This window comes from Luteimonas fraxinea (genome assembly GCF_021233355.1).
Taxonomy (GTDB): domain Bacteria; phylum Pseudomonadota; class Gammaproteobacteria; order Xanthomonadales; family Xanthomonadaceae; genus Luteimonas; species Luteimonas fraxinea.
Window position 1 is genome coordinate 1,598,688 of the sequence record NZ_CP089507.1, and the last position, 22,763, is coordinate 1,621,450.

Sequence of the window (22,763 nt, forward strand, 5' to 3'; positions counted from 1 at the left end):
CGCGACAGTTGCACGACGCCCGTCGACAACTCAGCCCGTGTTCTGGATGCCCGCCGCGATGCCGTTGACGGTCGACACCAGCGCGCTCAGCAAGGACTCGTCTTCGCGCTCGGTAGCGCGCCAGCGGCGCAGCAGTTCGACCTGCAGCAGGCTGATCGGGTCGACGTAGGGATTGCGCAGACGGATAGACAGCTGCAGGCGATAGTCGTCGGCGAGCAGCACGTCCTGTTCCTTCAGCAGCAGGATCGCGTCGCGCGTGCGCAGACATTCGTCGAGGATGCCGGGGAAGAACGCGTCGTGCGCGTCGCCGGCGAGGCGCGAATAGCGTTCGAAGATTGCGATGTCGGTCTTGGCCAGCAACATTTCCACGTCGTCGAGCGCGGCGCTGAAGAACGGCCAGTCGCGCGCCATCTCGGTCATCGCCTGCTGGCCGTAGGTCTGGATGCCGTGCTGCAGGGCGGTGCCGAGGCCGTACCAGCCGGTCAGGCCGGAACGGTTCTGCGCCCAGGCGAATACCCACGGAATCGCGCGCAGGTTGGAGATGCCGCCATCGCGCCGGCGCGACGGGCGCGAGCCGATCTGCAGCCGCTCGATGACGTCGATCGGCGTGGCCGCGCGGAAGTAGTCGGGAAAGTCGGCGCGTTCGTGCACCAGCGCGCGGTAATGCGCGCGAGACACGTCGGCCAGATCGGTCGCCATCGCGCGCCAGGTGTCTTCGCGCGGATCGGGCGCACGCGGGCGCAGCGTCGCCTGCAGCACCGCGGCGGTCGACTGTTCGAGATTGCGCAGCGCAAGCGCGCGGATGCCGTACTTGCGATGGATCACTTCGCCCTGCTCGGTCACGCGCAAGCTGCCATCGACGGAGCCGCGCGGCGCGGCATTGATCGCGCGTCCGGTCTTGCCGCCACCGCGGCTCACCGAGCCGCCGCGGCCGTGGAAGAACACGATGCGCACGCCGGCCTCGCGCGCGAGTGCGGTGAGTTCGACCTGGGTGCGCTGCAGCGCCCAGCGCGACGCCAGCAGGCCGCCGTCCTTTGCGCTGTCGGAGTACCCGAGCATCACCGTCTGGCGTTCGCCTCGCGACGCCAGATGCGCGCGATAGCGCGGGTCGTCGAACAGCGCGCGCATCACCACCGGTGCAGCCTGCAGATCGTCGACGGTCTCGAACAGCGGCGACACGTCGAGCGGCACCTGGTCGCCTTCGACGCAGCCGGCGATGCGGGCGAGCGCCAGCACCGCGAGTGCATCCGCGGCGCTGCGCGCCATCGAGATGATGTACAGGCCGGTCGCGGATGCGCCATGACTGCGGCGCAGATCGGTGACCGCGTCGAACACGCCCAGCGTCGAGGCGACACTTTCGTTCGACAGTGCGCCGTTGGCCTTCGGCGGCGCATCGAGCATCGCGTGCAGACGCTCGACGCGTGCATCGACCTTTAGCGCGGCCCAGTCGCTGCCGTCGATGCGGCCGAGGACCTCATCGTGCACGGCCGAATCCTGGCGCAGATCCAGCGCGGCGAGATGGAAGCCGAACGTGCGCGCGCGCCACAGCAGGCGTTCGAGCGCGAACAGGCCGGCATGATCACCACGGTTGCCACGCAGGCTCGTATCCATCAGCACGAGGTCGGCGAAGAACGCATCGGCGTCCGCGTATCCCGCGCGATGGTCGGCGTCGGTCAGACGCAGGCGCAGCTGCATCAGGTCGAGCAGGCGCCGGTACGGCATGTCGGCGTGGCGCGGGTTGAGCGTGGCGTCAGCGTCGGGCAGGCGGCGCCGGTAATCGTCGACGCGCGCGGTGATCGCTTCGTCGATCGTCGCGCGGCCCAGCGTCTGGGTCAGCACGTTGCCGAGCCCGCGCAGGTCACGCCGGTACTGCGCCAGCGCCTGACTGCGCTGCGCGCCGAGCGCGGCGCGCATGGTGTCGGCATTGACGTTCGGGTTGCCGTCCATGTCGCCGCCGACCCAGGTGCCGAAGCGCAGCACCTGCGGCAGCGACGGACGCGCGCCGTAGACGGATTCGATCGCATCGCCGAGCGCTTCGTAGAACACCGGCAGCACGCGGTAGAGCACGTTCGACAGGTAGTAACCGACGTGCTCGACCTCGTCAGCGACGGTCGGCTTGCGCGCCGGCGATTCCGAGGTCTGCCAGGCCGAGGTGAGCGCAAGCACGATGCGCGCGTCGTCGGCGCGGCGCTCGGTCGGCGTGCGCTCGCGGTCGATGTCGGCGATCAGGCGCTCGACGATCGTGCGTTCCTTCTCCAGCAACACGCGGCGCACGGCTTCGGTCGGATGGGCGGTGAACACCGGTTCGATATGCAGGCGCGCGAGCGTGGCTTCGAGCTGCGGCAGGTCGACGCCGGCGTCCTTGAGTTCATGCAGTACAGCTTCGAGCCCGCCGGGCTGCGGCGCGTCGCCGGTACGCTGGTAATCGCGACGGCGACGGATGCGATGCACGCGTTCGGCGAGATTGATCGCGCCGAAATACGCGGCGAACGCGCGTACCAGCGCATCGGCATCGTCGAGTGAGACATCGGCCAGGCCATCGGCGAGCGTGTCGACCGGCGCACCGGTTTCGCGACGCGCGATCGCCGCGCGGCGGACCGCTTCCACCTGGTCGAGCAACGCAGGCGAGACCTGCTCGGACAGCATGTGGCCGACCATCGCACCGAGGCGGCGGACGTCATCGCGGAGCAGGGTGTCGGTCTTCGCGAAACCGACTTCGCGCAGCGGCAGGGGGAGGTCGTCGTGGGCGTTCATCCAGCCACGTTACACAAGCCCCGCGTGACTGTCGTGCAAGGCGTGCGTCAGTACGCGAACTCGCGGAACACGCGGTCGATGTCGCCGTTCCAGGCGCCATGGAACAGCGCGAGCTTGCGCTCGGCCGGCGTCTCGTTGGCCTCGACGATTTCGATCAGTGCGTCGAGAAACACTCGTTCGTCCTGACCGCGGCTGTTGAGGCGCGCGCGGCGCTGCAGGCCGCCGGCGGAAATCTTCAGGGCCTCGACGGCGAGATCGCGCAGGGTGCCGCTGCGGAACGGCGTCTTCAGCCCGTGCCTGGGCACGTCGTCGCGCAGCGCGTTGCGCTCGACCATCGTGAAGTCGCGGACCAGATCCCAAGCCGCATCCAGCGCGGCATCGTCGTACAGCAGGCCCACCCAGAACGCCGGCAGCGCGCACAGCCGGTTCCACGGGCCGCCGTCGGCGCCGCGCATCTCCAGGTACTTCTTCAGCCGCACCTCGGGGAAGGCGGTGGTCATGTGGTCCGACCAGTCGCGCAGCGTCGGCAGCTGGCCCGGCAGCGCCGGCAGTTCGCCGCGTATGAAATCGCGGAAGCTCTGGCCGCTGGCGTCGTGATAGGTGCCGTCGCGGTAGGAGAAGTACATCGGCACGTCTAGCAGGTAGTCGACGTAACGCTCATAACCGAAGCCGTCTTCGAACACGAAATCGAGCATACCGGTGCGGTCGGCGTCGGTATCGGTCCAGATGTGCGAGCGGTAGCTGAGATACCCGTTCGGGCGACCTTCGGTGAACGGCGAATCGGCGAACAGCGCGGTCGCGATCGGCTGCAGCGCCAGCGACACGCGGAACTTCTTCACCATGTCGGCTTCGGTCGCGTAGTCGAGGTTGACCTGCACCGTGCAGGTGCGGGTCATCATGTCGAGGCCGAGGTCGCCGACCTTCGGCATGTAGTCGCGCATGATCTTGTAGCGGCCCTTGGGCATCCACGGCATCTCGTCGCGGCGCCACTTCGGCTGGAAGCCCATGCCGAGAAAGCCCAGGCGCAGCTCGTCGGCGACGCTCTTGACCTCGAACAGGTGCGCACCAACCTCGCTGCAGGTGTCGTGGATCGTCTCCAGCGGGGCGCCGGACAGTTCCAGCTGGCCGGCCGGCTCCAGCGTCACCGAGGCGCCGTCCTTGAGCAGCGCGATCGTGCGGCCGCCCTCGTCGACAGGTTCCCAGCCGAAGCGGGTCAGGCCACGCAGCAGGACTTCGATACCGCGGTCGCCATCGAAGGTGGGCGCCTGCAGGTCATCGAGACGGAAGCCGAACTTCTCGTGCTCGGTGCCGATGCGCCAGTCGCCGATCGGCTTCTCGCCCGAGGCGAGCACCTCGACGAGCGTCGCGCGGTCGGTGATCGGGGTGTCGGCGACGTGGCTGGGGCTGGACAAGGCTCGGACTCGCGATCGGGCACTGCCCGCAGGCCGGCACTATAAGCGGCCCGCCCATCGCTGTCGGCCCCGCCGGCGGTGTCGCAGTGTTCCCGATTCCGACGCGAGCGCGGCAGGCCGCAGCCTGCGCCTTGCGCGGTGGGTCCGCGGAATCCGCGGCGCCCCACCGGCGATGGATCAGGACGTGGTGTCGGGGGTGCCCGGCGCGGCCGTTGCGCGGGGCGCGCGCGGTGCACGGCCCGATGCCGGGCGGCCGATCTCCATCCAGCCCGCGATGACGCCACGCGCTTCGTCGATGCCGATGTTGGTCTCGCCGGAGAAGGTCTGCACGCTGACCTTGTCGCCGTGCAGCGCCAGCAGTTCCTTGCGCACCGCCTGCAGCGTATTGCCCGCCGCGCCGCGGCCCAGCTTGTCGGCCTTGGTCAGCAGCGCGTGCGCCGGCATCCCGTGCTCGACCGCGAACGCGATCATCTGGCGGTCATATTCCTTGAGCGGATGGCGGATATCCATCACCACGACCAGGCCCTTGAGCGCTTGGCGCTCACGGAAGTACTGGGCCAGGAACGCCTGCCAGTGCGCCTTCAGGTCGCGCGGCACCTTGGCGTAGCCGTAGCCGGGCAGATCGACGAGGAAGCGGTTGTCGTACGGCGGGAAATCGAAGAACACCAGCTGCTGGGTGCGGCCCGGGGTCTTGGACACACGGGCCAGCGCGTTCTGCTGGCACAGCGCATTCAGTGCGCTGGACTTGCCGGCGTTGGAGCGGCCGGCGAATGCGACCTCGTACCCGCCGTCTGCAGGAAGCTGCTGCGGGGTGTGGGCGGCCAACAGATATTTGGCGCGTGCAAAGGGATTGGACATCGCAATAGCTTGGCACGACCGGCGCCGGCTTGCCCGCGCGGTTTGACCCGCCCGGTGCGGGCCAACATAATCCGGAGACTCGCGGCCGGCACCTGTCGGACCGGCGTTGAAAGATCTCGGAGCCCAGCAATGCGCCACGCTCGCGCCATTGGTATCGCCGGTCTTGTTGTCATTGCCGTGGGCGCTGTCGCGTTCGCGCAGTCCACCGTGCAGCCGTTGCCGGACGCGCCGGCAGTGGAAACACGTGACCTGGACGACAACGCCGTCGCCGAACTCACCAAGACGACGCATGGGGATCCGCAGAAGGGCGCCCAGCTCGCCGGCGCCTGCGCCGCGTGCCACGGCCTCGACGGCAACGCCGACGCCGATCCCAGCCTCTACCCGCGCATCGCCGGCCAGAGCGAGCGCTACATGGCCCGCCAGCTCGCGCTGTTCAAGAGCGGCGAGCGCGTCAACGCGATCATGCAGCCGTTCGCGATGCCGCTCAGCGCGCAGGACATGCGCGATCTCGGCGCGCACTTCGCCCAGCAGACCAGTGGCGCCGGCATCGCCGACGACTCGGTGGTCGACGCCGGCCCTTACAAGGGCATGAAGTTCTTTGAGGTCGGCCAGAAGCTGTTCCGCAGCGGTGACACCGAGCGCAGCATTCCGGCCTGCATGGCCTGTCACGGCCCCGCGGGCAGCGGCAATCCCGGCCCGGCGTATCCGCATGTCGGCGGCCAGCAGGCCTGGTACAGCTCCGGGCGGCTCTATACCTACCGCGAAGGCCAGAGCAGCGAAGACGACAAGCATCTGTTCAACGTGATGGCCGCGGTCGCCAAGTCGCTGACCGACGAAGAGATCGAAGCGGTGTCGAGCTACATGCAGGGCCTGCATGCACGTCCCGACCCGACGATGCTGGCCGCGATCGAGGCCCAGGCCGCGTCGATGCCGGCGCCGGCGGTGCCGGCCGAAGAGCAGGCCGTGCCGGCGACCGACGCGACCGCCGACGAAGCGCTCGAAGCCGCAGAACCTGCGCCCGGCGCCGAGCCCGCGCCCGCACCGGCGCCCGAAACGCCGTGATGCAGTGCCCGGTGCCGGCCTCCGGCACCCTGTCGACTTGAACCTGCACATCCCCTTTTTCGCCGTGCCGATGACGGCCCCCGCGCTTCCGCGCGCCGGGGCCGACGCGTGCACGGCGTCCGCATTCCGGAGTAACCCGACGATGTCGTCCCTGCCCCGTGCCTGGCGCCACCTGTTCGCGATCGCCGCGCTCGCCGCATCCGCCTGGCTGCCGGCGGCCGCGCAGACCGCCGCACAGGTCGAAGGCCTCGACTACGCCTTGATCGCCGACGGCCAGCCCTGGCAGCCGCTCGACGGCAAGATCGAGGTCGTCGAGATCTTCTCCTACGGCTGCGTGCACTGCTTCCACTTCCAGAAGCAGGTCGACACCTGGCGCGCGAAGGCGCCGCGCGACGTGCGCTTCACCTACTTGCCGGCGGCGTTCTCGGCCGGCGACAACTTCGCCCGCGGCTTCTTCGTTGCCCAGGCCCAGCGCATCGATGCGCGCAGCCATCACGCGGTGTTCTCGGCCGTACACGAAACATCCGTCCTGCCGCGCAGCGGTGCGAGCATCGATGCGATCGCGGCGTTCTACGTGACCCAGGGCGCGCGCTCGCAGGCCCGTTTCGCGGCAGCGATGGCGAGTCCGGCGACCGACGAAAGGCTGAACGCCGCGCGCGCGTTCGCGGTGCGCAGTGGCGTGGAGGGCACGCCCACGCTCATCATCAACGGCCGTTACCGGGTGATGGGACGGCGGCTTGAGGACATCCTCGTGATTGCCGACCAGCTGATCGCACGCGAACGCGCCCAGCGCTGACGCGCGCCGCCCATCGAACGATTTCCTTCGAGAGAGACACCATGAAGATCCGCCACACCCTGCTCCTGATGCTCGCGCCCGTCCTGCTCATGGCCTGCAGCCAGCAACCCGATCCTGCCGCCGCGCCGGATGCCACGGCCGCGACGCCGGCGCAGACCGCGCCTGCAGCGCCCGCTGCCGATGCCGCGCCGGTCGGCGACGCTGCCGCGCCGACCGATCCGCAGGCCGAAGCACCCGCCGCCAACAGCAATCCGGTCGTCGCGCCGCAGGGCCCGGCCCCGGTCGCCGGCACCGATTACGTCGAGATCCAGGGCGGCCAGCCGTTCGCCAACGCCTCGGGCGAAATCGAAGTGGCCGAAGTGTTCGCCTACTGGTGCGGTCACTGCGCCGCGTTCGAACCGCTGGTCAACGCGTGGAAGGCGCGCCTGCCGGGCGACGTGAACTTCGTCGCGCTGCCGGCCGTGTTCGACGAGAGCGACAACTTCCCGCGCGCGTTCTTCGCGTCCGAGACGATGGGCACGCTGTCGCGCACCCACGACGCCACGTTCAACGCGATCCACCTCGAGAAGAAGCTGCGCCCGAATGCCGACGCCGCCGCGATCGCCGCGTTCTACGGCACGCTGGGTATCGACCAGCAGCGCTTCACCAGCACGATGCAGAGCTTCGCGGTCAACGCCAACCTCGGCCGCGCCCGCCAGTTCGCCGTGCGCAGCGGCATCAACGCCACGCCGACGATCGTCGTCAACGGCAAGTACCGCGTGATCGGCGGCAAGTCGCTGGAAGACATCCTGCGCATCACCGACCACCTGGTCGCGATGGAGCGTGCGGCGCAGTAAGCGTCCAACGTTGTGAACAACTCTGATCCGCAGGCCGCCGAGGCATCGCGCAAGCTCAAGCTGCTGAGCGCGAACATCCAGGCCGGCTCCAGCACGCGTCGCTACAGCGACTACGCGACGCGCAGCTGGTCCCACTTGCTGCCGGCCGGCAAGCGCACGGCGCTCGACGCCATCGCCACGCTCGCCGGCACCCACGACATCGTGGGTCTCCAGGAAGCCGACCCGGGCAGCTGGCGCTCGGGTTTCACCAACCAGACGCATTACCTCGCCGAGCGCGGCGGTTTCGAGTACTGGACCCACCAGCCGAACCGGCGCGTTGGTGCGGTCGCGTCCAGCGCCAACGGCCTGCTGAGCCGGCTGGAGCCGATCGAGGTCGTCAACCATGCCCTGCCCGGCCGCATCTCCGGCCGCGGCGTGCTGCTGAGCCGATTCGGCGAAGGCGATGAGGGTCTGGTGGTCGCGGTGGCGCATCTGTCGCTGGGCGCGCAGTCGCGGCTGTCGCAACTGTCCTTCATCGCCGAAGTGCTGGCCGATCATCCGCACGCGGTGCTGATGGGCGACTTCAACTGCACATCGGACCGGCCGGAGATGTCGGTGCTCTATCGCCAGACCGGTCTGCAGCCGCCGTCGTGCGCGGTGCACACCTTCCCCAGCTGGCGCCCGCAGCGCGCGATCGACCACATCCTGGTCACCGGCAATCTCAAGTGCGCCGACATGAAGGCGCTGCCGGCTGCGTTCTCGGACCATCTGGCGCTGTCGACCGAACTGCACGTGCCCGAGAGCGCGCTGCGGCGTTGAGGCTTCATCGCGTTCCGTCGGATGGGTAGAGCGCAGCGAAACCCATCTTTGCAGTCTTGCCGCTCGCGATGGCAAAGAGCGGAATCGAGCGCGCGCTGATCGAGAACCGCGCGACCTGCTGCCCTCACCCCAACCCCTCTCCCAGCGGGAGAGGGGCTTTGATCTCTTGCCCTTTCAGATGCAGGCAGCGGTGATGACGACGATGGGTTTCGGTGCGCTCTACCCATCTTGTGAAAACAAAAGCCCTCCCCCGTTGAAGCGGGTGAGGGCTTGATGGCGCAATCCGTCAGATCACTTCGCGCCGATCCGCCCGTATCAGTGACGCCTCACCGCGATTAGAAATCGATACCCAGACGCGCGTAGATGAAGCGGCCCGGCAGGTCGTAGGTCGAGGCGTCGTAGCCGTTGAGGCTGCAGCTCAGGCACACCGGCGGTTCCTTGCCGGTCACGTTGTTGACGCCGAGCGCCAGACGCGTGCCCTTGAGCCAGGCGGTGTTGCGCCAGGACAGCTGCAGGTCGTGGTACGTGGTCGAACCGAGGCCGTTGACGTCGTTGTCGCTGTCGTCGCAGATCGGGAAGCCGTTGGCGCCGCCGCAGGATTCGACGAGGCTGTCGATGTAGCGCACCGTCCACGCCAGCGACCACGGGCCGCGGGTCCAGTCGGTGACCAGGGTGCCGCTCCACTCGGGGATCGCGCTGTTGTTGACCTCGACGCCCGGACGACGCGGTTCGAGTTCGCCGGTCTCGTTCGCCAGTTCGTAGCGCGTGACCCAGGTGGTCTTGGCGTCGAAGCGCAGGCGGCCCCAGTCGCGTTCGGGCAGCGTCCACGCGGCGGTGAAGTCCCAGCCGTCGGTCTTGATCGTGCCGAGATTGGCGAGGATGTCGTCGAAGCGGATGATCTGGCCGCGATCGCTGCGCTCGTAGGACGCGCAGGAGAACGGATCGCGCGTGGCGATGCAGCGCTCGAGGATCGCCTGCGCATCAGGCGCCTGGATCGCGTCGTCGATGTGGTGGCGATAGAAGGTCACGCCGAGATCGACGCGGTCCGACCACCACACCTCGTCGGCGAACGACGGGCTCCAGACCGAGCCGACCATCAGGCTGCGGCTGCGCTCGGGTTCGAGATCGGCATTGCCCGAGGTCACCACCGAGATCTGCGAATTGGTCTGCTCGTAGCCAGCCGGCACACCGTCCGCGGCGCAGGCAGGCGACACCACGGCGGCGCCGGAACACGGATCGACCAGGGTCGCGTCGAAGCGGCTCAGCGTGCCGTAGAGCTCGCCGATCGACGGCGCGCGGAAGCCTTCGGCGTAGCTCATGCGGAACAGCAGTTCGTCGACCGGCTGCCAGCGCAGGCCGACCTTGCCGGTGGTCTCGCCGCCGAAGGTCGAGTAATCGGAGTAACGACCGGCGATGCTGAGATCGAGGGTCTCGCCGAACACGGTGTCGCGCATCAGTGGCACGCTGAACTCGGCGTAGGCCTCGTTGACGTCGTAATCGCCGCGGGTGATGCCCGACGGCACGCCGTTGTATTCGCCGGCGACGGTGATCGGATCGGGCGTGTAGCTGCCTTCGTACTTGCGGTATTCGACGCCGGCCGCGAATGCCAGCGGACCGGCCCACATCTCGAACAGATCGCCGGTGACGTTGGCCGAGGCCAGGGTCAGCGTGTTGCTGCTCTCGTCGCGGACGATCGGCTGGATGAAGGCGAGCATCTGCGGGGTGATCGTGCCCGGGCCGCCGAACAGATCCAGCGGTGTGCAGCCGGCGATCGCGGCGCACGCGGCCGGATCACCCAGCGCTTCGTTGATGCGGCGGATGTTGTAGCTGCCCGAATTGGTCTGCTCGGCGCGGCTCTGGCTGCGCACCAGATTCACGTCCCAGTTCCAGGTGCGCACGCCGACACCGAACGTGCCTTCCAGGCCACCGGCCGCGTACCAGGTCTTGACGTCCTGCTGGTAGCGACGCGGGCCGCCTTCGACCGGTCGACGCGCGAGCAGGAACAGGTTCGGGTTGTCGCCCTCGGTGGTGAGGTCGAAGCCGAACGGATTGAACGGATTGAGCGCGGAAATGGTGAGCGTGCTTTCTGCGTAGGGGTTGTACACGCCGGCATCGGTGCCGAGGAAGATCGGCTCGGGCGCGGCCTGGTTGGCCGAAGTGCGCTCGTTGTAGAGCACGCGCGCGTAGGCCGAGACCTGCGGGGTGAACTCGAAACGCACCTGGCCGAACACCGACTTGCGCTCCGACGGGGTCAGCAGCAGGTTGTTCGGCGCGAAGTTGTAGCGGTCCGCGGTGCCGAAACAATGGAAATCGTCGGTGCGGGTACAGCCGGTCTGCGCCGGGTCGTAGAACGGCGACGTGGCGCCGTCGTTGGGCGTCAGATTGAACGACTCGCCGGTGTTCGGATCCTGAAACACGAAGCGGCCCTGCGGCGTCGCCGAGCTGCCGTTCGCGAGCCCGGTGCCGGGCACCGGCACGCTGGCGTTGGCGACCTTCGACGAGGCGATTTCGCGCTGCTTGTAGTACGAAGCGCCGAGGAACCACTGCGCGCGTTCGCTGCTGCCACCCCAACCCAGATCCGCGCCCCAGGTCGCACCGCCGAGATCGTCGTACTCGCCGTAATGCAGGTCGAGCGTGCCGCCTTCGGCATCGCGCTTGGTGATGATGTTGACCACGCCGGCGATCGCGTCGGAGCCGTAGATCGACGAGGCGCCGTCTTCCAGCACTTCGATTCGGTCGATCAGCGCGAGCGGAATCGTATTGAGATCGACCGCCGAGCCGACGCCCGAGGCCGAGGATTCGTTGACCCAGCGGATGCCGTCGACCAGCACCAGCACGCGCTTGGCGCCGAGATGACGCAGATCGACCGTCGCCGCGCCCGCGCCCACGCCGCCGCCATCGGGCGGGAAGCCGAAGTTGCCGCTGGAATTGAACTTGGTATTGAGCGCCGCGCCGCTGGCGGTGAGGTTCTGCACGATATCGGCGACCGAGGTGAAGCCGCTGCGGTCGATGTCCTCGCGCGTGAGCACCTGCACCGGCACTGCGGTTTCCAGTTCCGCCTTGCGGATGCGCGAGCCGGTGACCTGGACGGTATCGAGCGTGCGCGCCTCGGGCTGCGGCGCGGGCGCCTGGGCATTGGCGGCGGCGGGCAGGGCAAGCAGCAGCGACAGCTGGACTGCGGCGGCCAGGCGGTGGCGAGGCATCGTCATGTGTGCAACTCCGAATGGTGCGGAAGGTCGTGCCGGTGCCCCTGTGCCGCCGGCGATTCGTTGTAACGAATCCTTAACCTGCCCGCACCTGGGGTCAACCCCAGCTTGACGCGTGGCGCTCAGTCGGCGGTATCACCAGCCGTCGCGAGCACGGGCAGCGCTGCGGCCTGTTCGGCCACCGCGCGCACCAGCGTGTCGGCGGCGTCCATGTCGAAGCCGTGGGCCGCGTACCAGTCCGGGTTGTAGTAGCTGTGCGCATAGCGCTCGCCGCCATCGCACAGGATGCTGACGATCGAACCGCTGCGACCGGCCGCGCGCATCGCATGCGCGACATGCAGCACGCCGATGACGTTGGTGCCGGTGGAGCCGCCGACGCGACGACCCAGACGCGTATTGGTCCAGCGCATCGCCGCGAGGCTCAGCGCGTCGGGCACTTTCAGCATCGCGTCGACGCAGCCGGGAATGAAGCTGGCTTCCGCGCGCGGGCGGCCGATGCCTTCGATGCGCGACGATGGCGCGACGGCGTCGGCATCGCCGGACGTGTCGCCGTCGATGCAGCGCGCGTAATGGGCGAAGAACGCGGAGTGTTCGGGATCGGCGCACAGCACGCGCGTGTCATAGCCGCGATAGCTGGCGTAGCGGCCGATCGTCGCACTGGTGCCACCGGTACCGGCGCTGCAGACGATCCAGCGCGGCACCGGATGGGCTTCCTGCGACATCTGCTTGAAGATCGACTCGGCAATATTGTTGTTCGCGCGCCAGTCGGTCGCCCGCTCGGCATAGGTGAACTGGTCCATGAAGTGACCGCCCGTTTCGCGGGCGAGCTGCACCGAGGCCTCGCCGATGCCGCAGGCGCTGGGTACCAGATGGCAGCGGCCGCCGTGGAATTCGATCGCGGCGATCTTCTCCGGCGAGGTCGACGCCGGCATCACCGCGACGAAGGGCAGGCCCAGCAGTCGCGCGAAATACGCTTCCGAAACCGCGGTCGAACCGCTCGACGCCTCGACCACCGTGCTGCCCGCATGCAGCCAGCCGTTGGCCAGCGCGTAGAGGAACAGCGAGCGCGCGAGCCGGTGCTTGAGGCTGCCGGTCGGATGGCTGGATTCGTCCTTGAGATAGACGTCGATGCCGGGAAAGCCCGGCAGCGCCAGCGGAATCAGATGGGTGTCGGCCGAGCGGTTGAAATCGGCTTCGATCTTGCGGATGGCCTGGGCCACCCAGTCGCGCTGGGACATGGGGCACTCGCGTGGAGATGTCGACGGCCGCGATGGGTCCGCGGCGCGGCGCACAGCTTACGCCGGTCCGCGCGCCACAGCAGCGCGCCGGTCCCGCTCAGCCCAGACGACGCCGCACGATGCGGTCGAACACCGCGGCGGCGACCGGCAGCAGGCCGTCGTCGAAGCGGAAGGTCGGGTGGTGGCACATCGCGCTGTCCATGCCGAGGAACAGGTAGGCGCCGGGCCACTGTTCGAGCATGTAGGAGAAGTCGTCGGAGAACGGATACGCGCGCAGATCGGTTTTGACGTGGTCCGCGCCGAGCACGTCGGCGATCGCCTCGGCCGCCAGCGCGGCCTGCTCGGGTGCGTTGACGCAGGGCGGGCACGAGTGCGGAATCTCCAGCGCGATGCTGCAGCCCGAGATCTGCGCATGGCCCTCGCACAGTGCGCGCAGGCGCTTGAGCAGTTCGTCGTGCACATCCTTCGACAGCGAGCGGATCGTGCCGCTGAGCGTGGCGGTCGACGGAATGATGTTGTGCGTGGTGCCGGCCTGCAGCGAACCGACGTTGATCAGCGCCGCTTCCATCGGGTCGATGTGACGGCCGACGATCGCGCCGATGTCCACGGCCAGACGCGCCGCGACCTGCAGCGGATCGTTCGCACGATGCGGCGCGGCGGCGTGGCCACCGACGCCCTCGATCGCGATCTCGAACACCGCCAGCGACTGCAGCGTGGCGCCGCTGCGCACGCTCGCCTCGCCGGTCTTGAGCGCCGGCATGTTGTGGAAGGCGTAGACCTCGTCGCAGGGCCAGCGCGCGAACAGGCCGTCCTCGATCATCCGGATCGCACCGCGCCCACCCTCTTCGGCCGGCTGGAAGATCAGCACCACGCGGCCACTGGCCGGCGGATGCGCCATCAGGTGTCGCGCGGTACCGAGCAGTGCGGACGTATGACCGTCGTGCCCGCAGGTATGCGCCACGCCCGGGCGCTGCGAGCGGTACGGCAGTTCGCCACGCGCGTCGGCGACCTCGTCCATCGGCAGCGCGTCCATGTCCGCGCGCAGGCCGATCGACAGGCCCGGCGCGCCGCTGTCGATCACCGCGACCACGCCGGTGCCGCCCAGGCACGTGTGTACCTCGAGACCGAGTGCACGCAGCTCGCGGATGACCAGCGCCGAGGTCTTCACTTCCTCGAAGCCGAGTTCCGGCCACGCGTGGATCTCGTGGCGCCATGCAGTCATCTGCGGCGCCAGCGCGGCAATGGAGTCGGGAATGCTCGGTGCGGAAGTGGTCATGGACGGTCCAACGGAAGAAGGAAAAGAATCACAGGAACAGCAGGCTCGCGCCGACGCAGTACAGGAACACCGCGAACACGCGCTTGAGCGCGGCGCCGCTGATCGCATGCGCTAGCCGCGTGCCCCAGGGCGCGGCGATCACCGACGCCAGCGCGATGCCGATCGCGCCCGGCAGATACACATAGCCCCAGGAGACGCCCGGCAGCACATCCGCCGGCGCCTGCAGCGCATAGCCCGCCGCGGCGGCAAATGCGATGAAGATGCCGCAGGCCGACGAGGTGCCGACTGCGCGCACCGGGGACACGCCGAGCCACACCAGCAACGGCATGGTCATGCCGCCGCCCCCGATGCCGACGATCGACGACAGCGCGCCGATGCCGACACCCGCGCCCGACAGTCCGACGCCGGTCGGCACCACCGCATCGCCACCGGGCGGCGGCGTGCGCGACAGCAACAACTGCGTGCCGACGACCGCGCAATAGCCGACCACGCAGTAGCGCAGCACGTCGCCGTCGAGCAGCACCGCGAGCCAGCTGCCGATCCAGCCGCCGAGCATCACGCCGGGCACCATCCACGCGACCGTGCGCCACAACACGCTGCGCCGCAAATGGTGCGCGCGCGCTGACGACAGCCCGGTCAGGATGATGCTCGCCAGCGCGGTCGCGAGCGCGGCGTGCATCGCCGCGTCCTGCGGCACGCCGTAGAGCGGCAGGAGCCACACCAGCGCGGTCACCAGCACCAGGCCACCGCCGATGCCGAGCAGACCGGCGAGCACGCCGGCGACTGCACCGAGCAGCGGGAAACAGAGCATTGACCAGGTCAGCATGCTTTGGACACGTGTTGTGCAGCGGAACGCGGTGTGCGACGCACGCAGCGAACTGGAGCCCTCCCCCGTTTGCGGGGGAGGGTTGGGTGGGGGAGAACCGTCAGGTCGCTACGGCAATCGGACACAAGCGGTAAATCGGACTTGGGATCACGCAGAGCAGCAAACGGATCGTTCATCCTCAACCCAGCCTTCCCCCGCGAGCGGGGGAAGGTGCTGCATTGCGCTCGGGGATAGAGGGCCAACACCACGCGGTAAATCAAACCCAATCAATCTTGATCGCAGCCGCCGCCTCACGTGCCGTCGCCCGTGCCGCATCCACATCCGCCCCGCGCGCCAGCGTCACGCCCACACGGCGCTGGCCTTCGACACGCGGCTTGCCAAACAGGCGCAGCGCGCTGTCGGGCGACTGCAGCGCGGCGTCGATGTTCGAGAACACCGGCACGCCCGTGCCCTGCGCCAGCAGCGCGCAGGACGCGGCGACGCCGTGCTGCACCACATCGTCCGCATCGACCGGGATCGGCAAGCCAAGGATCGCGCGCGCATGCAGGGCGAACTCGCTGAGATCCTGCGAGGCCAGAGTCACCAGACCGGTGTCGTGCGGGCGCGGCGAGACTTCGCTGAACCACACTTCGTCGCCTTTCACGAACAGCTCGACACCGAACACGCCGCGACCGCCGAGGTCATCGGTGACCGCACGCGCCACGTCGCGCGCGCGCTGCAGGGCGGCCGGCGACATCGGCTGCGGCTGCCAGCTCTCGCGGTAATCGCCGGCGATCTGCACGTGGCCGATCGGCGCACAGAACGCGGTACCGCCGGCATGGCGCACGGTCAGCAGGGTGATCTCGTAATCGAAATCGATGAAGCCTTCGACGATGCAGCGGCCCGCACCGGCGCGGCCGCCGGTCTGCGCGTAGTCCCACGCGGCGTCGATGTCGGCATCCGAGCGCACCGTGCTCTGGCCCTTGCCCGACGACGACATCACCGGCTTGACCACACACGGCAGGCCGACGGCGTCGATCGCGGCGCGGTACTCCTCGCGCGTATCGACGAAGCGGTACGGCGACGTCGGCAGGCCGAGCGTTTCGGCAGCGAGGCGACGGATGCCTTCGCGGTCCATCGTCAGGCGCGTGGCACGCGCGGTCGGCACGACCTTGAGGCCGTCCTGCTCCAGCGCGACCAGCGTGTCGGTGTGGATCGCCTCGATCTCCGGCACCACGAGGTGCGGCTGCTCCCTGGCGATCAACGCGCGCAGCGCGGCCGGATCGAGCATGTCGAGTACGTGGTTGCGATGCGCGACCTGCATCGCCGGCGCATCGGCGTAGCGATCGGCGGCGATCACTTCGACGCCGAAGCGCTGCAGCTCGATCGCCACTTCCTTGCCCAGTTCGCCCGAGCCGAGCAGCAGCACGCGGGTGGCGGGGGGAGACAGGGGCGTGCCGAGAGTGATCATGTGCGCGGGCCGGGAAGCGGTTGGGGACGCCAATTCTAAAGCGTCCGCGCCGGCGGCTCCGGCCGTCGTGCATGCACAGTCGGTGATGCAGACGATTCCGTTCGCGCAAGCGCCGCCTGCGAAGGGCGCTTCAGCCCGCCTCCGTTATAGTCGGCCGCCGCCCTCGACATGCCTGTGCCGATGCCGCAGAACCGCCGCGAAACGCCTTCGATCTTCCGTCCGCTGCGCGTCCGCGCGTTGCGTGTCCTGCTGCCTGCGCTCGCACTCGCGCTGCCCGGCGTGGCCTGCGCACAGGCCGGCGACGACGCCGCATTCCGCGCTGCGATGCTGGCGGCCGAACGTGGCCAGCCGGTCGCACCGGCGATGCAGTCGCATCCCGCCGGCGCGTGGCTGGAACTCGCCGCACTGCGTCGCAATCTCGACACGTTGCCGCTCGCGCAGGGCCGGGATTTCATCACGCGCCATCAGGGCCAGCCGGTCGCCGAAGTGTTCCGCGAAGGCTGGCTGCGCGCGCTGGCCAAGCGCCAGGAATGGGCGGCCGTACGCGAGGCCTGGGTGCCCGGCACGACCAACGCGACGCTGCGCTGCATCGAGCTCGACGCACGCGCGCGCACCGGCGCCACCGACGCGCAGTGGACCCGCGACGCGCAGGCGCTGTGGCGCAGCAGCGGCAGTTCGCTGCCCAACGAATGCGATGCACCGTTCGCGACGCTGGCGTCGCGTGGCGGGCTTGGCGACGAGCTGCGCTGGGAACGGTTCGATCTCGCCGTCGCCGAGCAGGACGTCGGCGTCATGCGCAGCGTCGCGCGCGGCCTCACCAGCGGCCAGCAGGCACTGGCCGAGGACTACGCCGCCTACATGGCCGCGCCGCATGCGCGCGCGCTGCAATGGCCGAAGACCGCACGCAGCCGGCTCGTCGCCTCGCACGGCCTGGCGAAGTTCGCCAAGGCCGATCCGCTGGCCGCCGAACGCCAGCTGCCGGCGCTCGCCGATGCGCTCGGCTTCGGCGAGACCGAGAACGGCCGCGTGCTGTACCAGGCCGCGCTGTGGACGGTGGCGTCGTATCTGCCCGATTCGGCGCGGCTGCTCAACCGCGTGCCCGAGAGCGCCTACGACGAACGGCTGCACGAATGGCGCGTGCGCGAAGCGCTTGCGCGCAAGGACTGGCCGGCCGCGTTGACTGCGATCAGGAAGATGGGCGCCACACAGCGCGGCCAGTCGCGCTGGACCTGGTTCCAGGCGCGCACGACCGAACTCACCGGCGATCGTGCCGGCGCGACGCCGCTGTTCCGCGAGGCGGCGAAGAATTCCGATTTCCACGGCTTTCTCGCGGCCGATCGCGTCGACCAGCCCTACGCGCTGTGCCCGCTCGACTTCTCGCCGTCGAACGATGCGCGCGCGAAGATCGCCGCCGATCCGGGCCTGACGCGTGCGCTCGCGCTGTATCGCATTGACCGCCCCGGCTGGGCCACGCGCGAATGGACCGCCGCGCTTCGCAACTTCGACGACAGCCAGCGCCGCATCGCGGTGCAGGTCGCGCAGGAAAGCGGCTGGTACGACCGCGGCGTGTTCGGTTTAGGTCGCCAGCCGGAAGAGACGCGCCTGTACACGCTGCGCTTCCCGCTGACCCAGCAGGCGCTGATCGAACGCGAATCGCAGCGGCAGGGACTCGATCCCGCATGGGTCGCGGCCGAGATCCGCGCCGAGAGCACGTTCAATCCGAATGCGCGTTCGCCCGCCGATGCGCGCGGTCTGATGCAGGTGATGCCGGCCACCGGCGCGGCGGTCGCGCGTCGCTTGGGCATCGCCTACGGCGGCCCGGACAGCCTGTACGACCCGGCGACAAACGTCGCCATCGGCACCGCGTACCTGCGCGAGAAGAAGGACATGTACACGCTGCCCTACGTGGCGATCGCCGCGTACAACGCCGGCCCGACACCGACCGGCCGCTGGCTCGCGCAGCGCCCGGACATGGACCCGGATATCTGGATCGAGACGATCAGCTATCGCGAAACGCGCGAATACGTCGCGCGCGTGCTCGCCTTCAGCGTGCTCTACGACTGGCGCATGTACGGCCAGGCTGCGCCGCTGGAACCGCGCATGCGCGGCGCCGAAGCGCAGCGCAACAAGCGTTTCGCCTGCCCGGACTGACGCCGATGGAGATCTACCTCGTCGGCGGCGCGGTCCGCGATCGTCTGCTCGGGCAACCGGCCGGCGACCGCGACCACGTCGTCGTCGGCGAAACCCAAGCGTCGATGGAAGCAGCGGGTTTCCGCGCGATCGGCCGTGATTTCCCGGTGTTCCTGCATCCCAGGACTCAAGAAGAACACGCGCTCGCACGTACCGAACGCAAGTCCGGGCGCGGGTATCGCGGCTTCGTCGTCGACGCCGATCCATCGGTGACGCTGGAACAGGATCTCGGCCGCCGTGATTTCACGATCAATGCGATCGCAGAAGTGCCGGATGGCACGCTCGTCGATCCCCATGGCGGCGCGCGCGACATCGAAGCGCGTGTGCTGCGCCATGTCGGCGATGCATTCTCCGAAGATCCGCTGCGCGTGCTGCGCGCCGCACGCTTCATGGCCCGATTCGCCCCGCTCGGCTTCACCGTCGCCGACGAGACGATGGCGCTGATGCGAGGCATGGTCGAGGCCGGCGAACTCGAAACGCTGACGCCCGAGCGCGTGTGGCAGGAGCTGTCGCGTGCGCTGGCGTCGGCGCGCCCATCCGCGTTCCTGCGCACGCTGCACGACTGCGGCGCGCTGGCCGTCGTGCTACCGGAAGTCGATGCGCTGTACGGCGTGCCGCAGCGTGCGGAATTCCACCCCGAAGTCGACACGGGCGTGCACATCGAACTGGTCGTCGACATGGCGGCGCGACTCGCGCCCGGCGATGCGGTGATCGCCTTCGCGGCGCTGACCCACGACCTCGGCAAGGCGCTGACGCCGGCAGACAAGCTGCCGCGCCACGTGGGCCACGAACACGCGGGACTCGCGCCGCTCGATGCCCTGTGCGCACGCCTCAAGGTGCCCGCCGCGCAGCGCGAACTCGCGATCGTCGCCTGCCGAGAACACCTCAATGTGCACCGCATCGCCGAACTGCGCGGCGCCACGCTGCACGACCTGATCGCCCGCTGCGACGGCTTCCGCAAGCCCGCGCGCATCGACCAGCTCGCGCTGGTCTGCGAATGCGACAAGCGCGGCCGGCTCGGCAGTGCCGAGGACGCCTATCCGCAGGCCGACATCCTGCGCCGGGCCCACGCCGCCGCGCTCGCGGTCAACGCCCGCGACATCGCGGCCGAGGGCATCACTGGCCCCGCGATCGGCGACGCGCTGCGCACGGCGCGGATCGCGGCCATCGCCGCAGCCCGACAGGCGGGGTGACCCGGCTCAGTCCGTCGGGGCCTCGACGGCGAACAGTCTGAAACGGGCGTCGATGCCGTCCGGCAGCGCCTCGTGACGCAGTCCCGATCGCGGCAGCGTCCGGGTCCAGTACGCATGCGCGGCCGCGTCCTCACGGAACGTCGCGATCAGCCAGGGGCCAATGCCGGGGACAAGCAGTCGGCGCACCGTCTCCAGCGCCAGCCCCCGTCGCCGCCATGCCGGCAGCACGAACAGGTCGGCCAGTTCCATCGGCCCACACGTCGCGCCGGGGGCGAACGCCTGCAGACATGCATGCATAGGCGCGGCGTCCGCATCGTCGAGCGCAAGGGGCTCCACCAGCACGAACCCGGCCACTTCTCCTTCGCATTCGAGCAGGCGCGCCCAGTGCGGATCATCCTCGATCGCTGCAGCGACATCGGCACGTCTGCAGTCGAACAGGCCATCGGCACCGATCCGTTCGCCGCTCCACGCGGAGGCTTCGAAGAAGTAGTACTGCATCAGCCGGAACAGCAGATCCGCGTCGTCACACCCGACCGCCCGCAACGTCAGCGCGGCGGATGTCACGCAGCGGCCTGCAGCCGCTGCTGCAACGCCATCGCCGCGGCCGGATTACGCTCTTTCGCCGCCGAGATGAAAAACACGAACGTGTCGCGCGGGACGACCGGCGCGGCGTCGCGCGGTCCGGCGTACGACAGGTCGGCGGGCGCTTCGCCCGCGGCCCATTGCAGCGCGCGCTTGGCCCAGGCATCGAGCTGCAGGCCCGGATAGCCGGTGGTGCTGGTGGCGCGGCTGGCCATCAGCCGGGCGTAGACGAAATCGCCGGTGATGTCGGCAAAGGACGGGTAATCGCTGGAGTCGGTGAACACCGTCGCCACGCCGCGCGCACGCGCCAGGCGCAGCCAGGCCTCGCTCTGGAACGAGGGATGCCGCACTTCGACCGCATGCCGCAGCGGCAGACCGTCGACGGCCTCGGGCAACAGGTCGAGGAAGGCTTCGACATCTTCGGCATCGAAACGCCGCTGCGGCGCGAACTGCCACAGCAACGGACCGAGATGGTCGCCGAGTTCGGCGATACCGCCTTCGATGAAGCCCGCGATCTGCTTCGCGGTGCCGGCCAGCGCGCGGGCGCCGACGATGTGGCGCGGCGCCTTGAGCGAGAACACGAAGCCCGCCGGCGTCTCGCTGCCCCACTTCGCATAGGTCGCCGGTTTCTGCGCACCGTAGAACGTGCCGTTGATCTCGATCGCGGTCAGCCGGCGGCTCGCGTATTCGAGCTCGCGCTTCTGCACGAGACCCTTGGGATAGAAGTTGTCGCGCCACTCCGGGTATGCCCAGCCGCCGATACCGGTGCGGATACCGTGGACGGGCACGGGTGCGTCTGCGAACAGGTCGTCCATCGGAATCTCCTCGCGCCGCGGCGCGATCAGTCGGGATGCTGCGCGAATCGCAGGCGATTGTGGTCGGGATCGACGAGCACCATCTCACGCGTACTCCAGTCCGTGTCCCAAGGCGCCGTCACGATCGGCACACCGGCGGCGGCGAACGCGCGCGCGCAGGCGTCGACGTCGCGCACCTTGAAGTAGATCGCGCCGCCGATCGCACAGTCGCCGGCATGCCCGCTGAGAAAGATCGTCTGACCCTCGCGCGTGAGCTGCGCGAACAGCGGCATGCCGGTGGCGAAGCGATGTTCCCAGTCGACGGTGAAGCCGAGTGCGGCGTAGAACGCCAGACTGCGGTCGGCGTCGGTCATGCGCAGCTGCGGGATCACGGTCTGCATGGCGATGTGTCCTTGGGATCAGTCCGCGGCGAGCCGCGGGCGCACGTGACGATCGAGCAACGCGCCCAGTGGCGCGAGCGCGGGATCGAGCGGCACCGCCGCGTCGAGATAGGCGAGGAACCGCGATGCGTCGGCAAGGTACTTCGGCTTGCTGTCGCGATGGTGCAGGCGCGCGAAGATGCCCATGACCTTGAGGTGCCGCTGCACGCCGGTCAGCGCGGCATCGTGGGCGAACTGCGCGAGCGCAGGCACCGGCAGACCGCCGGCCTGCGCACGCGCGTGGTACTGCGCCAGCCACGCATCCGCCTGCGCGGCGGGCCAGCTGTGGAACGCATCGCGCAGCAGGCAGGCCACGTCGTAGGCAATCGGCCCACGCACCGCATCCTGAAAATCCAGCACAGCGACGCCGCCTTCGACGGGCATGAGATTGCGCAGCATGTAGTCGCGATGCACCAGCACCCGGGCCTGCGCGAGCATGGCGTCGACCAGATGCGCCTGCACCGATTCCCAATCGGCGCGTTCCGCGTCCGACAGGGTCACGCCGAGATGCCGGCCGAGGAACCAGTCGTCGAACAGCGCGAGTTCGCGCCGCAGCATCGCCGCATCGAAGGCTGGCAGATCGTCCGGCGGCGCGATCGCCTGCAGCCGCAGCAGTTGCCCGAAGGCCGCGTCCATCAGCGTGTCGGCATCGAGCGAGTCCAATGCCTGCAGGCAGGTCTCGCCGCCGAGATCCTCGAGCAGCAGGAACCCGGATTCGACTTCGCGCGCCCGCACGTGCGGCACGCGCACGCCGTGCAGTTCCAGCAGATCGCGGATGCGCAGCCACGGGCGCACATCCTCCAGATCCGGCGGCGAATCCATGACGATGCGCGAAAGCCCGTTCGCCTCGCCGCGCCAATAGCTGCGGAATCCGGCATCCATCGACGCGCGTTCGAGCGTCAGCGTGGCATCGCCGCTGGCCTCGCGGGCCCAGGCCAGGCGCGCATCGGCACGGGCGGCATCGTCGGCGGGCGCGGCGGACGCGTTGGCAGGCAGGACAGCGGACATGCGGTGGACCAGGTCGGGGATGGGGGGATTATCGGGGAATCGAC

Annotated in this window: 18 protein-coding genes; 6 read left to right on the forward strand and 12 right to left on the reverse strand. The window is 69.1% G+C overall.

From position 1 onward, the window contains the following. Positions 1-30: 30 nt before the first annotated feature. From ppc to yihA, 3 genes are all read right to left on the reverse strand, one after another. On the reverse strand, positions 31-2,754 hold the full coding sequence (gene ppc, locus LU699_RS07170; RefSeq protein WP_232580531.1) for a phosphoenolpyruvate carboxylase: 2,724 nt from the start codon (positions 2,752-2,754) through the stop codon (positions 31-33). A 47-nt stretch (positions 2,755-2,801) separates the two neighbouring features. Beyond that, positions 2,802-4,166, reverse strand: coding sequence for a glutamate--cysteine ligase (locus LU699_RS07175; RefSeq protein ID WP_232136211.1), 1,365 nt, complete (start codon positions 4,164-4,166; stop codon positions 2,802-2,804). Between the two features lie 177 nt (positions 4,167-4,343). Continuing rightward, complete coding sequence (yihA, locus tag LU699_RS07180) at positions 4,344-5,024, reverse strand: ribosome biogenesis GTP-binding protein YihA/YsxC (protein WP_232136212.1); 681 nt, start codon at positions 5,022-5,024, stop codon at positions 4,344-4,346. Between the two features lie 129 nt (positions 5,025-5,153). Here yihA and LU699_RS07185 point away from each other — a divergent pair, with 129 nt between their 5' ends. The 4 genes from LU699_RS07185 (at position 5,154) to LU699_RS07200 (ending at position 8,516) form a co-directional block, all read left to right on the forward strand. Continuing rightward, a complete protein-coding gene (locus LU699_RS07185; RefSeq protein WP_425491212.1) occupies positions 5,154-6,086 on the forward strand; it encodes a c-type cytochrome in 933 nt (310 codons plus the stop codon). Positions 6,087-6,228: 142 nt separating this feature from the next. Then, complete coding sequence (locus LU699_RS07190; protein WP_232580532.1) at positions 6,229-6,882, forward strand: thiol:disulfide interchange protein DsbA/DsbL; 654 nt, start codon at positions 6,229-6,231, stop codon at positions 6,880-6,882. Between the two features lie 41 nt (positions 6,883-6,923). Further along, the gene (locus LU699_RS07195) at positions 6,924-7,718 is read left to right on the forward strand and encodes a thiol:disulfide interchange protein DsbA/DsbL (RefSeq protein WP_232136214.1); all 795 of its coding nucleotides are present in this window, start codon (positions 6,924-6,926) and stop codon (positions 7,716-7,718) included. 12 nt (positions 7,719-7,730) lie between these two features. Beyond that, positions 7,731-8,516 (forward strand): endonuclease/exonuclease/phosphatase family protein, encoded by a 786-nt coding sequence (locus LU699_RS07200; RefSeq protein ID WP_232136215.1) that lies wholly within the window; start codon positions 7,731-7,733, stop codon positions 8,514-8,516. Between the two features lie 335 nt (positions 8,517-8,851). Here LU699_RS07200 and LU699_RS07205 read toward each other — a convergent pair whose 3' ends face one another. From LU699_RS07205 to purT, 5 genes are all read right to left on the reverse strand, one after another. Continuing rightward, positions 8,852-11,725 (reverse strand): TonB-dependent receptor plug domain-containing protein, encoded by a 2,874-nt coding sequence (locus LU699_RS07205; RefSeq protein ID WP_232136216.1) that lies wholly within the window; start codon positions 11,723-11,725, stop codon positions 8,852-8,854. 119 nt (positions 11,726-11,844) lie between these two features. Further along, positions 11,845-12,960: a PLP-dependent cysteine synthase family protein gene (locus tag LU699_RS07210; protein WP_232136217.1), complete on the reverse strand. Its 1,116-nt coding sequence runs from the start codon at positions 12,958-12,960 to the stop codon at positions 11,845-11,847. Positions 12,961-13,057: 97 nt separating this feature from the next. After that, on the reverse strand, positions 13,058-14,236 hold the full coding sequence (locus LU699_RS07215) for an amidohydrolase (protein ID WP_232136219.1): 1,179 nt from the start codon (positions 14,234-14,236) through the stop codon (positions 13,058-13,060). Positions 14,237-14,264: 28 nt separating this feature from the next. Beyond that, positions 14,265-15,062 carry a sulfite exporter TauE/SafE family protein gene (locus LU699_RS07220; protein WP_232136221.1) on the reverse strand — a complete coding sequence of 266 codons (798 nt, stop codon included), beginning with the start codon at positions 15,060-15,062 and terminating at the stop codon, positions 14,265-14,267. A gap of 256 nt (positions 15,063-15,318) precedes the next feature. Further along, positions 15,319-16,512 carry a formate-dependent phosphoribosylglycinamide formyltransferase gene (purT, locus tag LU699_RS07225; protein WP_232580533.1) on the reverse strand — a complete coding sequence of 398 codons (1,194 nt, stop codon included), beginning with the start codon at positions 16,510-16,512 and terminating at the stop codon, positions 15,319-15,321. A gap of 180 nt (positions 16,513-16,692) precedes the next feature. On the opposite strand from purT, the gene LU699_RS07230 reads away from it, so the two are divergent. Together LU699_RS07230 and LU699_RS07235 are read left to right on the forward strand one after the other, a co-directional pair. Beyond that, a complete protein-coding gene (locus LU699_RS07230) occupies positions 16,693-18,663 on the forward strand; it encodes a lytic transglycosylase domain-containing protein (RefSeq protein WP_232580534.1) in 1,971 nt (656 codons plus the stop codon). Between the two features lie 5 nt (positions 18,664-18,668). After that, positions 18,669-19,895, forward strand: a complete 1,227-nt coding sequence (locus LU699_RS07235; RefSeq protein ID WP_232136224.1) for a multifunctional CCA addition/repair protein — start codon at positions 18,669-18,671, stop codon at positions 19,893-19,895. Between the two features lie 6 nt (positions 19,896-19,901). Here the strand turns inward: LU699_RS07235 and LU699_RS07240 are convergent, their stop codons facing one another. Genes LU699_RS07240 through LU699_RS07255 form a run of 4 tightly spaced genes read right to left on the reverse strand, consistent with a single transcriptional unit; the run spans position 19,902 to position 22,719 of the window. Continuing rightward, the gene (locus LU699_RS07240) at positions 19,902-20,459 is read right to left on the reverse strand and encodes a hypothetical protein (protein WP_232136225.1); all 558 of its coding nucleotides are present in this window, start codon (positions 20,457-20,459) and stop codon (positions 19,902-19,904) included. Further along, positions 20,456-21,292, reverse strand: a complete 837-nt coding sequence (locus tag LU699_RS07245; RefSeq protein WP_232136226.1) for a DUF72 domain-containing protein — start codon at positions 21,290-21,292, stop codon at positions 20,456-20,458. The genes LU699_RS07240 and LU699_RS07245 overlap by 4 nt, the downstream gene beginning before the upstream one ends. Before the next feature lie 26 nt (positions 21,293-21,318). Next, positions 21,319-21,672, reverse strand: coding sequence for a bleomycin resistance protein (locus LU699_RS07250; RefSeq protein ID WP_232136227.1), 354 nt, complete (start codon positions 21,670-21,672; stop codon positions 21,319-21,321). Between the two features lie 18 nt (positions 21,673-21,690). Next, entirely contained in the window at positions 21,691-22,719 is a 1,029-nt protein-coding gene (locus tag LU699_RS07255) for an aminoglycoside phosphotransferase family protein (protein ID WP_232136228.1), read from the reverse strand. Positions 22,720-22,763: the final 44 nt, after the last annotated feature.